Below are 12,445 nucleotides of genomic sequence, written 5' to 3'. Positions count from 1 at the left end.
GCGTGCGCTGGATGCCGCCGCCCTGCACGCGCGGCCGGTGCCGGACGTGTCGGGGCGCTCGGCGTTCACGACCGCCGCACGAGCCCTCGCCGCGACGCTGCTGCGCGACGAGCAGAGCCCCGCGACGCGGCGCGCGCGGCGGCGCGGGGCTGCGGCGGCGGTCTGATCGACGCTCCGCCGGATGTGGCGCCTACTGCCGGTAGCTCGCCAGGAAGTTGCCGAGGCGCTCGATGGCTTCGGTGATCACCCGCGGCTCGGGCAGCGTCACCACGCGCAGGTGGTCCGGTGTCGGCCAGTTGAAGCCCGTGCCTTGCACGAGCAGGATCCGCTCCGCGACCAGCAGGTCGTAGATGAGCTTCGCGTCGTCGTGGATCTCGTGCACGTTCGGATCCAGCTTCGGGAACGCGTACAAGGCCCCCGTGGGCTTCACGCAGCTGACACCCGGGATCGCAGAGAGCCCCTCCCAGGCGGCGTCGCGCTGCAGATGCAGGCGACCACTCGGGGCGATCAGCGACTCGATCGACTGCACGCCCCCGAGAGCGGCCTGCACCGCGTGCTGCGCCGGCACGTTCGGGCAGAGCCGGGTCGACGCGAGCAGCGTGATCCCCTCGATGAAACCCTTCGCATGCTGCTGCGGGCCGGTGATGACGAGCCACCCCGACCGGTATCCGGCCACGCGGTACGTCTTGGAGAGTCCGTTGAAGGTCAGGCAGAGCAGGTCGGGCGCGAGGGTCGCCGTGGAGATGTGCTGCGCGTCGTCAAAGAGGATCCGGTCGTAGATCTCGTCCGAGAGCAGCAGCAGGTCGTTCTCCCTGGCCACCTGCACGATGCCCTGCAGCACCTCTCGCGAGTACACCGCGCCCGTGGGGTTGTTCGGGTTGATGATGACGATGGCCTTGGTGCGCGGGGTGACCTTGGAGCGGAGATCCTCGAGATCCGGGTTCCAGCCGTTCTCCTCGTCGCACAGATAGTGCACCGGGGTCCCGCCGGCGAGGCTGGTCATCGCGGTCCACAGGGGGTAGTCCGGGGCGGGGATGAGCACTTCGTCGCCCTCATCGAGCAGCGCCTGCATGGTCATCGTGATGAGCTCGGAGACGCCGTTACCGAGGTAGACGTCCTCGGGGTCCACGAGAGGGAACCCGTCGACCTGCTCATAGCGGCTGACCACGGCACGGCGGGCGGAGACGATGCCCTTGCTCTCGCTGTAGCCGTGCGCACTGGGCAGGGTCGCGAGCATGTCGCGGACGATCTGCTGCGGCGCCTCGAACCCGAAGACCGCGGGGTTGCCCGTGTTCAGCTTGAGCACCGAGTGACCCGCCGCTTCCAGCCGCGCCGCCTCGACGAGCGCGTTGCCGCGGATCTCGTACAGGACGTTCTTCAGCTTGGACGACTGGTCGAAGGTTCTCGGTGTCATCGGGCAAGATTACCGTCTGCGCGGGGCCGTCCCGTTCACGCGCGGTGCGATGCCTGCTGGGTGCGGATCGCCCCGGTGCGCACCGCTTCGACGTGCGCGATGYGCTCGCGCCGGCTGCTCTCCAGGTGCGTGGCGGCGAGTTCCGCGGCTCGATCGCCGTCCCGGCGCTCGATCGCTTCGAAGAGTTCGACGTGCTCCCCGCTGATGTACTCCAGGTCGTCGTACTGCGAGAGCGCCCAGCGCAGGCGACTCCCGATCCCCCGCATCATCTCGCTGAGCAGGCGGTTCTCCGCGAGCTCGGTGACGGTCTCGTGGAAGTCTGCCGCCGCCCGGCGCGAGACGATCTCGTCGCCGATCCGGGCGCTGGACTCCTCGCGATCGAGCGCCTGGCGCAGTCGCGCCAGACCGTCGCGCCGATGGCGCTCGGCCGCGAGCCGGAACGCCAGCGGCTCGAGCACGGCGCGGACCTCGTCGAGGTCCGCGAGATCCGCGTCGGTGAACTCGCGCACCACCGCCCAGGTGTGCGGGCGCAGCTCGACGAGCCCTTCGGCGTCGAGCACCTTGAGCGCGTCGCGCACCGGCACCCGGCTCACCCCGAACTCGGCAGCGAGGTCGCGTTCGATCAGGCGGCTGCCCGGGGCGCGAGCGCCGTCGAGGATCGCATCACGCAACCACGACGCGATCTTCGTGGATTCGAGCTGCCGTTCATCCTTGCTGGTCACGGCATCATTCTTCCATCGAGCGGACCGCAATCCGCGACGGCGGGGCGCTCCGATCAGGACTTCGCGGGCTCGACCCAGCGGATGCCCTCCTTGAGCGTGGGCACGATCTCGGTGCCGACGGTGCGGGCGAGCAGATCGTCCAGCCGGTCGAGCGGACCGATCAGGGCGCGCCCTCCGGCACGGGCGACGCGGATCGCGGCATCGATCTTCGGCTGCATCGAGCCCTCGGCGAAAGCCATCGCGGCGACCGCATCCGCCGAGGCCGTGTGGATGTCGCGCTGCTCCGGGGTGCCCCAGTTCTCGCTGACGTAGTCGCCGTCCGTGAGCATGATCAGGGTGTCGGCGCCGATGTCCGCGGCGAGCGCCGCGCTGGCGAGATCCTTGTCGACGACGGCCTGAACACCGATATGACGGCCCTTCGAGTCCTCGCGGACGGGCACGCCGCCACCGCCCACGCAGACGGCGAGGCTGCCGGCCTCGAGCAGGCGGCGGATGAGCGGCGCCTGCACGATGGAGACCGGAACCGGGGACGGTACCACGCGACGGAACGCGTTGCCGTCCTTCGCGATGGTCCAGCGGTACTCGGCTGCAGCCTCTGCGGCGTCGTGCGCGGAGTACTGCGGGCCGATCAGCTTCGTGGGCCGCACGAAGGCGGGGTCGCTCTCGTCGACGACGGTAGTGGTGATCACACCGGCCACCTCGCGCTCGCCACCAAGAGCGTTGGAGAGCTCCTGCTGCACGACGTAGCCGATCATCCCCTGGGTCTCGGCGCCGAGGATGTCCAGGGGGTACGCCGCGACGTCCTGGTACGCGAGGTTCTGCAGAGCGAGCAGACCGACCTGAGGGCCGTTGCCGTGCGTGATCACGACCTCGTTCTCGCGGGCGAAGGGGGCGAGCGCCTCGCACGCCGCTTTGACGTTCGCCCGAAGATATTCGGCCGTCATCGGCTCGCCCCGGCGGGCGAGGGCGTTGCCCCCGAGTGCGACTACGACACGCATCTGGTTTCTCCTCCTGCTGAGGCCGCGGTCGCGACCGGTGCTGACTCGGGAATGGTACTCCATTTCAATCGATGGTATACATTTCTCTGAACACTTGACCATCCTCGGCGGTCGTCGACCAGGCCCCGCGAAGCAGTCGGAGAGAAGACGATGAACCCCGTCGCCACCCCCGTCGCCGTGCGCGCGATCACCTGGGATGCCGCACTTGAGGAGACGCTCTCCCGCGCCGCCGACCCTGCGCAGCCCCGTTCCGTGCTGTCCCGCGTCCGGCCGGCGATCGGCGGTGGCTCAGAGCCGCGCCATCGGGTGCACTCGGTGCACCGTCGCGCCGTGAATCTGCGCATCGCGGACGAGCTCGTCGCCCTCGTCTCCCCCGACCTGGACGATGCCCCGGCCACCGTCCGAGTGCCCGTCGACGACTGGACCGCGCTCCAGGTGCAGCCGGGGGATCCTGTATCGGTCGCTCCCGACGGTTTCCGGATCGAGACGGAGAACGGCCCGATCGCGGTGCTGACGGGTCCCGCCGCCCCCTGGATCCCCTCCGACGTCTGCCTCTGCGCACTGTCCCCCGCACACCTGCGGCGCGCCGAGGAGATCATCGGACGCACCCCCGCGCCGGCCGCGCAGACCGCATTCGGCCGCGCCGCCGCCGCGCTGCTGACCGCTCGCGGCGAGGCTCTGGAAGCGGCGCTGCTCCGGCGGGGTCCGGCCGGAATCGCCGATGCGGCGAGGCGGCTGCTCGGGCTCGGCGAAGGCCTCACCCCGTCCGGTGACGACGTCCTCACCGGGCTCGCATTCGTGAGCGCGCAGCGTGGCATGCGGCTGCACGGGGCGCTCCCCTCCCTGACCGCCGCTCTCGACGAGGACGGCGCGGAGCGGACGACGCTGCTCAGCACGGTCACTATCCGCCACGCGCTGCGCGCCCGCGCCCCGCAGAGCCTGCATGCGCTCGTCCGGGCCGTGCGCGACCGCGACGATTCGCGCACCGAGTCCGCGGCCCTGCGCGTCGCGGCCATCGGACACACCTCCGGCACCGACATGCTCAGCGGCGTCCGCCTTGCCCTGCGTACCGAGGCGGCGCTTCGCACCGCCGCCGCACCCGTCCCCGCGACGCCGACGTCCGGGATCGTCCAGAAGGAGCACGTGTGATGACCAAGACCGCACCGGCGGAGAGCAGCACCTCGGAGTTCGAGCACGAACCCGTCCCGCTGAACCATCGCAAGTCGCTCTTCACCGTTTCTGCGGTGTGGTTCGGCTTCCCGATGATCCTCACCAACGCCGTACCCGGCGGCCTCGTGGTCGCGATGCTCGGATTCTGGCCCGGTGTCGGCGCGATCCTCACGGCGAACGCCATCATGTTCGTCTACGTGAGCCTGCTCAGTTGGCGCGCGGGCCGCACCGGCAAGAGCTTCTCGCTGCAGGCGACGGAGACCTTCGGCACCGCCGGATATGCGATCGCCTCGGGCTTCCTCGCCACCGTCGTGGTCGGCTGGTTCGCGTTCAACACCGGCGCGACCGGTGCCAGCCTGGGCGCCGCGTTCGGCTGGAACGAGACCCTGGTCGCGGGCCTCGCCGGACTGGTGTTCATCGCCATCACCTACCTCGGCATCCGTGCGCTGTCCGTGCTCGGATCCATCGCGGCGCCGCTGTTCATCGCGGCGGTGATCATCGCGATCACCATCGCGGCGCAGAACCACGACTTCTCGGCCGTCTTCGGCTACCAGGGCGTCGGCGGCGGGGCGATTTCGTTCGGGGTCGCGGTCACCGCGATCATGGCGACCTTCGCCGACTCCGGCACGATGACCGCCGACTTCACCCGCTGGGCCCGCAACGGCAAGGAAGCGGTGATGGCCACGGTCACCGCGTTCCCGGTCGCGAGCCTGGTCGCCCAGCTCAGCGGCGCCCTGTTCGTCGCCGCCGGCGCGATCGTCGATCCCGCGTCGAACGGCGGCAACTTCGCGCCGATCCTCACCAGCACGCACAATCCGCTGCTCGATGTGTTCCTGCTGGTGTTCGTCGTGATCAACCTCGGTTCGGTCTGTACGCACTGCCTCTACAACGGCGCGCTGGGCTGGTCGCACCTGACCCGCTCGAAGATGCGCGTGCTCACCCTGATCCTCGGCGTCATCGGCACCCTGGTCGCCGTGCTCGGCGCCTGGCACTACTTCGTGAACTGGCTCGTCCTGCTGGGCGTGCTGGTGCCCCCGCTCGGCGCCGTCCTCATCGCCGACCAGATCATCCTCGCCAAGCGCAACGCCGATCGCGCACCGCAGCGGTTCCGCTGGACCGCCCTGGTCGCTTGGGCCATCGGCGCAGGGGCGGCATTGCTCTCGCACTTCTTCGCCCCCGTGCTGAGCGATGCTGTCGTCGGCCTCGTCGTGGGATGCCTCGCCTACCTCGTCCTCGAGCGGTCCCCCCGCTCGCGGACCGCGCCCGCCAAGGAGACGACCCGATGACCGTTTCGGACAGCACGCGCATCTCGAGCAGCACGCGCATCTCGAACAGCACGCGCATCTCGAACAGCACGCGCATCTCGAACAGCACGCGCATCTCGAGCAGCACGCGCATCTCGAACAGCACAGACGAGCGGTATCTCGCCGCGGCGTCCGCCGGCGACCTGGACGGCGTCCGCGCCGCTCTCGCCGACGGCGCGGACAAGGACGCGCAGGACCGCGAGGAGGCGTCGGCGATCCTGCTGGCTGCGCGCGGCGGCCACCTCGACGTCGTGCGCGCGCTCATCGCGGAAGGCGTGGACATCGACGCCCAGGACCAGACCCAGTCCAACCCGTTCCTGTACGGGTGCATCAACGACGACCTCGAGCTCGTGACCGTCATGGTCGAGGCAGGCGCCGACCTCAAGCGGCTCACCCGCATGGGCGGGAATGGTCTCACCCCGTCGGCGGAGAAGGGCCACCTGGAGGTCGTGCGCTACCTGCTGGAGAACACCCGCATCAACGTCAACCTCACCAACAACCTGGGCTGGACCGCTCTGATCGAGACCATCATCCTCGGTGACGGCGGCCCGGTGCGCCGGCAGATCGTCGAGCTGCTGCTCGCGCACGGCGCCAAGCCCGGCATGCCCGACCCGTGGGGAACGTCCCCCGCCGACCTGGCCCGCGAGCGCGGATACGACGAGATCGTCGCCATCCTCGAGCGCGCCCAGGCCTGAGACTCCTCGAAAGGATCCCGATGACCAGGCACATCGAAATCAGGAAGAACACGTACCTCGACTCGGTCTCGCTCATGTCGATGAGCACCAAGGCGAACGCCGTCGACGGCGTGACCCAGGCGCTGCTCGGCATGGCCACGCCGATGAACAAGGAGGTGCTGCTCAACGTCGGCGTCCAGGATCCGGCGATCGACGCGGCGAAGCCCAGCGATCTCATGATCGTCGTCGACGCCTCCGACGACACCATCGAGGCGGCGATCGAGGCGGTTGACGACATCCTCGCGCGCAAGAGCAAGGGCGCCGCCGGCGTGGCCGAAGTGCGCTACCGCACCCTGGACGGCGCGTTCACCGAGGTTCCCGACAGCAATCTCGTGCTCATCTCGGTGAACGGCGCGTTCGCGGCTCGCGAGGCGCGCAAGGCGCTGAACGCCGGCAAGCACGTGATGATCTTCTCCGACAACGTGCCGGTCGAAGACGAGCTGGCTCTCAAGACGCTGGCCCATGATAAGGGTCTGCTGGTCATGGGGCCGGACTGCGGCACCGCGATCATCAACGGCACCGGTCTGGCGTTCGCCAACGCCGTCCGTCGCGGATCCATCGGCATCGTCGGCGCGTCCGGGACCGGCAGCCAGGAGCTGAGCGTGCGCATCCATGACTTCGGCGGCGGCGTCTCGCAACTGATCGGCACCGGCGGACGCGACCTGTCGAYCGAGATCGGCGGCATCTCCATGATCGACGGCATCGCAGCTCTCGATGCGGATCCGGAGACCGCGGTGATCGTGGTCGTCTCCAAGCCTCCGGCCGAGGAGGTCGCCGACAGGGTGCTCGCCGCAGCCGGCGCGGCGTCCAAGCCCGTCGTGGTCACCTTCCTGGGCTCGACTCGCACCGAGAGCGGCTACGACAACGTCACGCTCGTCTCCGGCACCAAGCCGACCGCGATCGCGGCGGTCGTCGCGAGCGGGATCGACGAGTCCACCCTCGACACGCACCCGCTGAACCTCCCCCTGATCGAGGAGGTGCGCGCCAAGCTCGCGCCCGAGCAGCAGTACGTGCGCGGCCTGTTCTGCGGCGGCACGCTGTGCGACGAGGCGATGTTCGCGGCCCTCGCGACCTACGACAACGTGTACTCCAACATCCAGAAGGATCCGGCGCGCGTCATCGGCGCGATGGACGCGTCCCGCGAGCACACGTATCTCGACATGGGCGACGACGACTTCACCAACGGCCGTCCGCACCCGATGATCGACCCGACGCTGCGCCTGCAGCGCGTGGTCCAAGAGGCCGACGACCCGACCGTCGGCGTCATCGCGATGGACTTCATCCTCGGATTCGGCTCGCACGAGGATCCGGTGGGCGTGACGATCCCGGCGATCCAGGAGGCCAAGGCCAAGGCCGCCGCGCGCGGACAGCACCTCGAGATCCTCGGCTATGTGCTCGGCACCGACCTGGACACCCCGGCCATCGCCGACCAGGTCGCGAAGCTCGAGGCCGCCGGCGTGACGATCGCCTCCTCCTCCACCAACCTCGGGCTGCTGGCCCGCGAATTCGTCGCGAAGGGTGACAACTGATGAGCGTCAACGACCTGTTCGGCTCCGCACTRAAGCCGGTCAACCTCGGCCTCGACATGTTCGCCGAGGACCTCGAAGCGCAGGGCGTCAGCCCCGTGCTCATGGACTGGACTCCGCCGGGCGGCGGCGACCCCGAGGTCATCGCCGCGCTCAGCCGGCTCGAGGACCCCGCGATCGCCGCGCGGATCGATGCGGCGAACCAGGAGGCGCTGAGCCGGATCCTCTCCGCGCAGCCGTTCCTGGAGGGCTTCGGCCAGGCGATCGACGTCGTCCCGGGGATGACGGCGAAGACGATCCTGCACGCCGGTCCGCCGATCGGGTTCACCCGCATGTCCGGCCCCATGAAGGGCGCCGTGACGGGCGCACTGGTCTTCGAGGGACTCGCGAAGGACCTGGACGAGGCGTTCGAGCTCGCCGCCTCCGGCGAGATCACGTTCTCGCCCTGCCATGAGCACCAGTCGGTCGGTTCAATGGCCGGTGTCACGAGCGCGAGCATGTGGGTGCACCAGGTGCGCAACCGCACGCACGGCAACCTCGCCTTCACGAACCTCTCGGAGCAGCTCTCCAAGATCCTGCGCTTCGGCGCCAACGATCAGTCGGTCATCGACCGGCTGAACTGGATGCGCGACGTGTTCGGCCCGGTGCTCTCGGGCGCGATGAAGCTGAACACCGACGGCATCGACCTGCGTCTCATGCTCTCCCAGGCGCTGCACATGGGTGACGAGGCGCACAACCGCAATGTGGCGGGGACCACGCTGCTGATCCAGGCCCTCGCGCCGTACATCCTGGAGACGGACTTCACGACCAGCCAGAAGCGCGAGGTCTTCGACTTCGTCGCCTCGTCGGACTACTTCTCGGGCCCGACCTGGATGGTCACCGCGAAGGCGTCGCTGGATGCGGCGAACGGCATCGAGGACTCGACGGTCGTGACGACGATGGCCCGCAACGGCGTCGACTTCGGCATCCGCGTTTCAGGCACCGGCGGCCAGTGGTTCACCGGCCCCGCGCAGCAGGTCGTCGGCCCGATGTTCGCCGGCTACACTCCGGCGGATTCCGGGCTCGATATGGGCGACTCCGCGATCACCGAGACCTTCGGTATCGGCGGATTCGCGATGGCCGCCGCGCCCGCGATCGTCGCCCTCGTCGGCGGCACGGTCGACGAGGCGGTGGGCTACTCGCGCACCATGAACGCGATCACGACCGGCAACAACCCGAACGTGACGATCCCGGCGCTCGACTTCATGGGCGTGCCCACCGGCATCGACGTGCGCAAGGTCATGGAGACCGGCATCCTGCCGATCATCAACACCGCGATCGCGCACAAGGATCCAGGCATCGGCATGATCGGCGCCGGCATCACGCACCCGCCGATCGAGGCGTTCCAGCAGGCGCTCGTGGCCCTCGCCGATCGCATCGCCTGACCTCTGTACGGCACATCTCGTCACCGCGCGGATGGGCGACCCAGATCATCCTGGCGCTGACGAAGGAGGCCGGCACCCATACAGGGTGCCGGCCTCCTTCGTGTCTCCGGATGCTTCGCGGGGACTACTTCTTCTTGCCCTGAGCGCGCCGCTCCGCGCGGTTGGCCGGGGCCGCCTGATCGCCATCGACGCGCTGGCCGAAGGCACCGCGCGCGGCGGGTTCGGCAGGTTCCTCGTTCTCGGACTGAGCGCGTGCGGCCGCCTGGCGGAGGCGATCCGTAGCCGCCTGCTGCACCTGGCCCCGGTCGTTGCGGACCTCGACGTCGCCGGCGTCGTTGGGCGCCGAGTACTCCAGGCGCTGGTCGCCCGCGGACTCGGCGAGCCCCTTGGCCTCGACCTCGGTGATGCCCTCGTCGCCGGCCTGGCGCACCTCGACCTCCAGGTTGTAGAGGTAGCCGACCGACTCCTCCTTGATCTGGCYCATCATCGCCTGGAACATCGAGTAGCCCTCGCGCTGGTACTCGACCAGCGGGTCGCGCTGCGCCATCGCGCGCAGGCCGATGCCGTCCTTGAGGTAGTCCATCTCGTAGAGGTGGTCCCGCCAGCGGCGGTCCAGCACCTGCAGAACCACGCGACGCTCGAGCTCGCGCGTCGCGGCCTCGCCGAGCGACGTCTCGCGCTTCTCATAGGCGACCATGGCGTCCGAGACCAGCTCGCGCTTGAGACCTTCGGCGGTGATCCCACCCTTGCGCCCGCCGGCCTCGGCGACGACCTCGTCGATCGTCACGTCGACCGGGTACAGCGTCTTCAGCTCGGTCCACAGGCTGTCGAAGTCCCAGCTCTCGGTGTGCCCGGTGCTGGTGTGGTCATCCACGATCGCGCCGATCGCGTCCTCCACGAAGTGCTTCACCCGATCGGCGATGTCGTCGCCCTCGAGGATGTGCCGGCGGTCGGTGTAGATCGCCTCGCGCTGACGGTTGAGCACGTCATCGTACTTGAGGACGTTCTTGCGCATCTCGGCGTTGCGCGCCTCGACCTGGCTCTGCGCGCTGCGGATGGCGCGGGTGACCAGGCCCGACTCGATCGGCATGTCCTCGGGGAAGTTCGTGCGGGCGAGGATCGCCTCGGCGGCGCCCTGCTGGAACAGCCGCATGAGGTCGTCGGTCAGGCTCAGGTAGAACCGGCTCTCGCCCGGGTCGCCCTGACGACCGGAGCGGCCGCGCAGCTGGTTGTCGATGCGGCGCGACTCGTGACGCTCGGTGCCCAGCACGTAGAGGCCGCCGGCGTCGACGACCTTGGAGCCCTCGACCTCGACCTTGGCCTTCATCGCCTCGTAGGTCTCGTCCCAGGCCTGTTCGTAATCCTCCGGCGTCTCGACCGGATCCAGACCCCTCGACTTCAACTCCTGCACGGCGAGGAACTCGGCGTTGCCGCCAAGCATGATGTCGGTACCGCGGCCCGCCATGTTGGTGGCGACGGTGACGGCGCCGAGGCGCCCGGCGCGGGCGACGATCTCGGCCTCGCGGGCGTGGTTCTTCGCGTTCAGGACCTCGTGCTTGATGCCCTTCTTGCTCAGCAGCCGGGAGAGGTACTCGCTCTTCTCGACGCTGACGGTGCCGACCAGCACCGGCTGCCCGTTCTCGTGCCGCACCGCGATGTCCTCGACCACCTGCGCGAACTTGGCCGTCTCGTTCTTGTAGACGAGGTCGGACTTGTCCTGGCGGATCATCGGCCTGTTGGTCGGGATCGGCACGACGCCGAGCTTGTACGTGGACATGAACTCGGCTGCCTCGGTGTCGGCCGTTCCGGTCATGCCGGCGAGCTTGTCGTACAGGCGGAAGTAGTTCTGCAGGGTGACCGTGGCGAGGGTCTGGTTCTCGGCCTTGACCGGCACAGCCTCCTTGGCCTCGATCGCCTGGTGGATGCCCTCGTTGTAGCGGCGCCCGACCAGGATGCGGCCGGTGTGCTCGTCGACGATCATGACCTCGTCGTTCATCACGACGTAGTCGGTGTCGCGCTTGAACAGTGCGAGCGCCTTGATCGAGTTGTTCAGGAASGAGATGAGCGGSGTGTTCGCCGACTCGTASAGRTTGTCGATGCCGAGGTAGTCCTCGACCTTCTCGATRCCGGGCTCGAGCACGCCGACSGTGCGCTTCTTCTCGTCGACCTCGTAGTCGACATCAGGCTCGAGGGTGCGCGCGATCTTCGCGAACTCGGCGAACCAGCGGTTGGCCTCGCCCGATGACGGACCGGAGATGATGAGCGGCGTACGCGCCTCGTCGATGAGGATCGAGTCGACCTCGTCGACGATGGCGAAGAAGTGGCCCCGCTGGACGAGGTCCTCCTTGCGCCAGGCCATGTTGTCGCGCAGGTAGTCGAAACCGAACTCGTTGTTCGTGCCGTAGGTGATGTCGGCGTTGTACTGCTCGCGGCGCACCTCGGGGGTCTGCCCGGAGATGATCACGCCGGTGGTCATGCCGAGCGCGCGGTAGACGCGACCCATGAGCTCCGACTGATAGGAGGCGAGGAAGTCGTTCACCGTGATGACGTGCACGCCCTGGCCGGCGATGGCGTTGAGGTACGACGGGAAGGTCGCGACGAGCGTCTTGCCCTCACCGGTCTTCATCTCGGCGATGTTGCCCTCGTGCAGCGCGGCGCCGCCCATGATCTGGACGTCGTAGGCGCGCATGCCGAGCGTGCGCTTGGCAGCCTCGCGGACGGCGGCGAAGGCCTCGGGCATGAGCTGGTCGAGCGTCTCGCCCTTCTCGAACCGCGCGCGCAGCTCTGCGGTCTCATTGCGGAGGTCCTCGTCGCTGAGCTTCGCGAAGTCGTCTTCGAGCGCGTTCACGGCCTTGACGACGCCGTTCAGGCGGCGCAGGATCCGTCCCTCGCCCGCGCGCAGCAGCTTCTCAAGAGGATTCGCCACGGATTCCATCTCCCTAGGGGTTCTGTGCCCGATCTGTTTCGGGGGCCGCGCGCGTCGCGCGCACGGCATACGCACTCATGTTACCGGGCCGTGACTTGTCGATCCCCTGCACCGGGTCGGTGGATCCGATCCGAGGCCGGGTCGCTGCACTCGGGGCGACGACACACCGCGCGGCGGAGGCCGACGGATGTTTCCCGGTATGCATATACTCGGAAACAGATTCCGGG

The 12,445-nt window shown here is 68.8% G+C and carries 9 protein-coding genes; 5 read left to right on the top strand and 4 right to left on the bottom strand.

What is annotated here, in order from left to right:
* Positions 1–190: 190 nt before the first annotated feature.
* From AC1DMN_RS13610 to AC1DMN_RS13600, 3 genes are read right to left on the bottom strand one after another with little or no spacing between them, the layout of a single operon-like run.
* The gene (locus tag AC1DMN_RS13610; protein ID WP_440732292.1) at positions 191–1,414 is read right to left on the bottom strand and encodes a pyridoxal phosphate-dependent aminotransferase; all 1,224 of its coding nucleotides are present in this window, start codon (positions 1,412–1,414) and stop codon (positions 191–193) included.
* Positions 1,415–1,449: 35 nt separating this feature from the next.
* Complete coding sequence (locus AC1DMN_RS13605; protein ID WP_477384407.1) at positions 1,450–2,136, bottom strand: GntR family transcriptional regulator; 687 nt, start codon at positions 2,134–2,136, stop codon at positions 1,450–1,452.
* Between the two features lie 53 nt (positions 2,137–2,189).
* Positions 2,190–3,134 (bottom strand): carbamate kinase, encoded by a 945-nt coding sequence (locus AC1DMN_RS13600; RefSeq protein WP_440732294.1) that lies wholly within the window; start codon positions 3,132–3,134, stop codon positions 2,190–2,192.
* A gap of 150 nt (positions 3,135–3,284) precedes the next feature.
* Here AC1DMN_RS13600 and AC1DMN_RS13595 point away from each other — a divergent pair, with 150 nt between their 5' ends.
* The 5 genes from AC1DMN_RS13595 to AC1DMN_RS13575 are packed head-to-tail and all read left to right on the top strand — an operon-like array spanning position 3,285 to position 9,292.
* A complete protein-coding gene (locus tag AC1DMN_RS13595) occupies positions 3,285–4,283 on the top strand; it encodes an oxamate carbamoyltransferase subunit AllH family protein (protein WP_477230753.1) in 999 nt (332 codons plus the stop codon).
* Positions 4,283–5,590, top strand: coding sequence for a purine-cytosine permease family protein (locus AC1DMN_RS13590; RefSeq protein ID WP_477230754.1), 1,308 nt, complete (start codon positions 4,283–4,285; stop codon positions 5,588–5,590). Before AC1DMN_RS13595 ends, AC1DMN_RS13590 begins: the two co-directional genes overlap by 1 nt.
* On the top strand, positions 5,587–6,303 hold the full coding sequence (locus tag AC1DMN_RS13585; protein WP_477230755.1) for an ankyrin repeat domain-containing protein: 717 nt from the start codon (positions 5,587–5,589) through the stop codon (positions 6,301–6,303). The genes AC1DMN_RS13590 and AC1DMN_RS13585 overlap by 4 nt, the downstream gene beginning before the upstream one ends.
* Before the next feature lie 20 nt (positions 6,304–6,323).
* A complete protein-coding gene (gene fdrA / locus AC1DMN_RS13580; protein WP_477384406.1) occupies positions 6,324–7,871 on the top strand; it encodes an acyl-CoA synthetase FdrA in 1,548 nt (515 codons plus the stop codon).
* Positions 7,871–9,292, top strand: coding sequence for a YlbE family protein (locus AC1DMN_RS13575; protein ID WP_477230757.1), 1,422 nt, complete (start codon positions 7,871–7,873; stop codon positions 9,290–9,292). The genes fdrA and AC1DMN_RS13575 overlap by 1 nt, the downstream gene beginning before the upstream one ends.
* Before the next feature lie 124 nt (positions 9,293–9,416).
* On the opposite strand, the gene secA is transcribed toward AC1DMN_RS13575, so the two are convergent.
* Positions 9,417–12,218 (bottom strand): preprotein translocase subunit SecA, encoded by a 2,802-nt coding sequence (secA, locus tag AC1DMN_RS13570; RefSeq protein WP_477384404.1) that lies wholly within the window; start codon positions 12,216–12,218, stop codon positions 9,417–9,419.
* Positions 12,219–12,445: the final 227 nt, after the last annotated feature.

Source organism: Microbacterium sp. 01T413_2 (assembly GCF_056398985.1).
The sequence above is the reverse complement of the archived record's forward strand: the minus strand, read 5'-3'. Positions and strand labels throughout refer to the sequence as shown.

Coding starts and splice junctions, on each gene's coding strand:
- AC1DMN_RS13610 (WP_440732292.1), bottom strand. CDS start 1,414: ATGACACCGAGAACCTTCGACCAGTCGTCCAAGCTGAAGAACGTCCTG.
- AC1DMN_RS13600 (WP_440732294.1), bottom strand. CDS start 3,134: ATGCGTGTCGTAGTCGCACTCGGGGGCAACGCCCTCGCCCGCCGGGGC.
- AC1DMN_RS13595 (WP_477230753.1), top strand. CDS start 3,285: ATGAACCCCGTCGCCACCCCCGTCGCCGTGCGCGCGATCACCTGGGAT.
- AC1DMN_RS13590 (WP_477230754.1), top strand. CDS start 4,283: ATGACCAAGACCGCACCGGCGGAGAGCAGCACCTCGGAGTTCGAGCAC.
- AC1DMN_RS13585 (WP_477230755.1), top strand. CDS start 5,587: ATGACCGTTTCGGACAGCACGCGCATCTCGAGCAGCACGCGCATCTCG.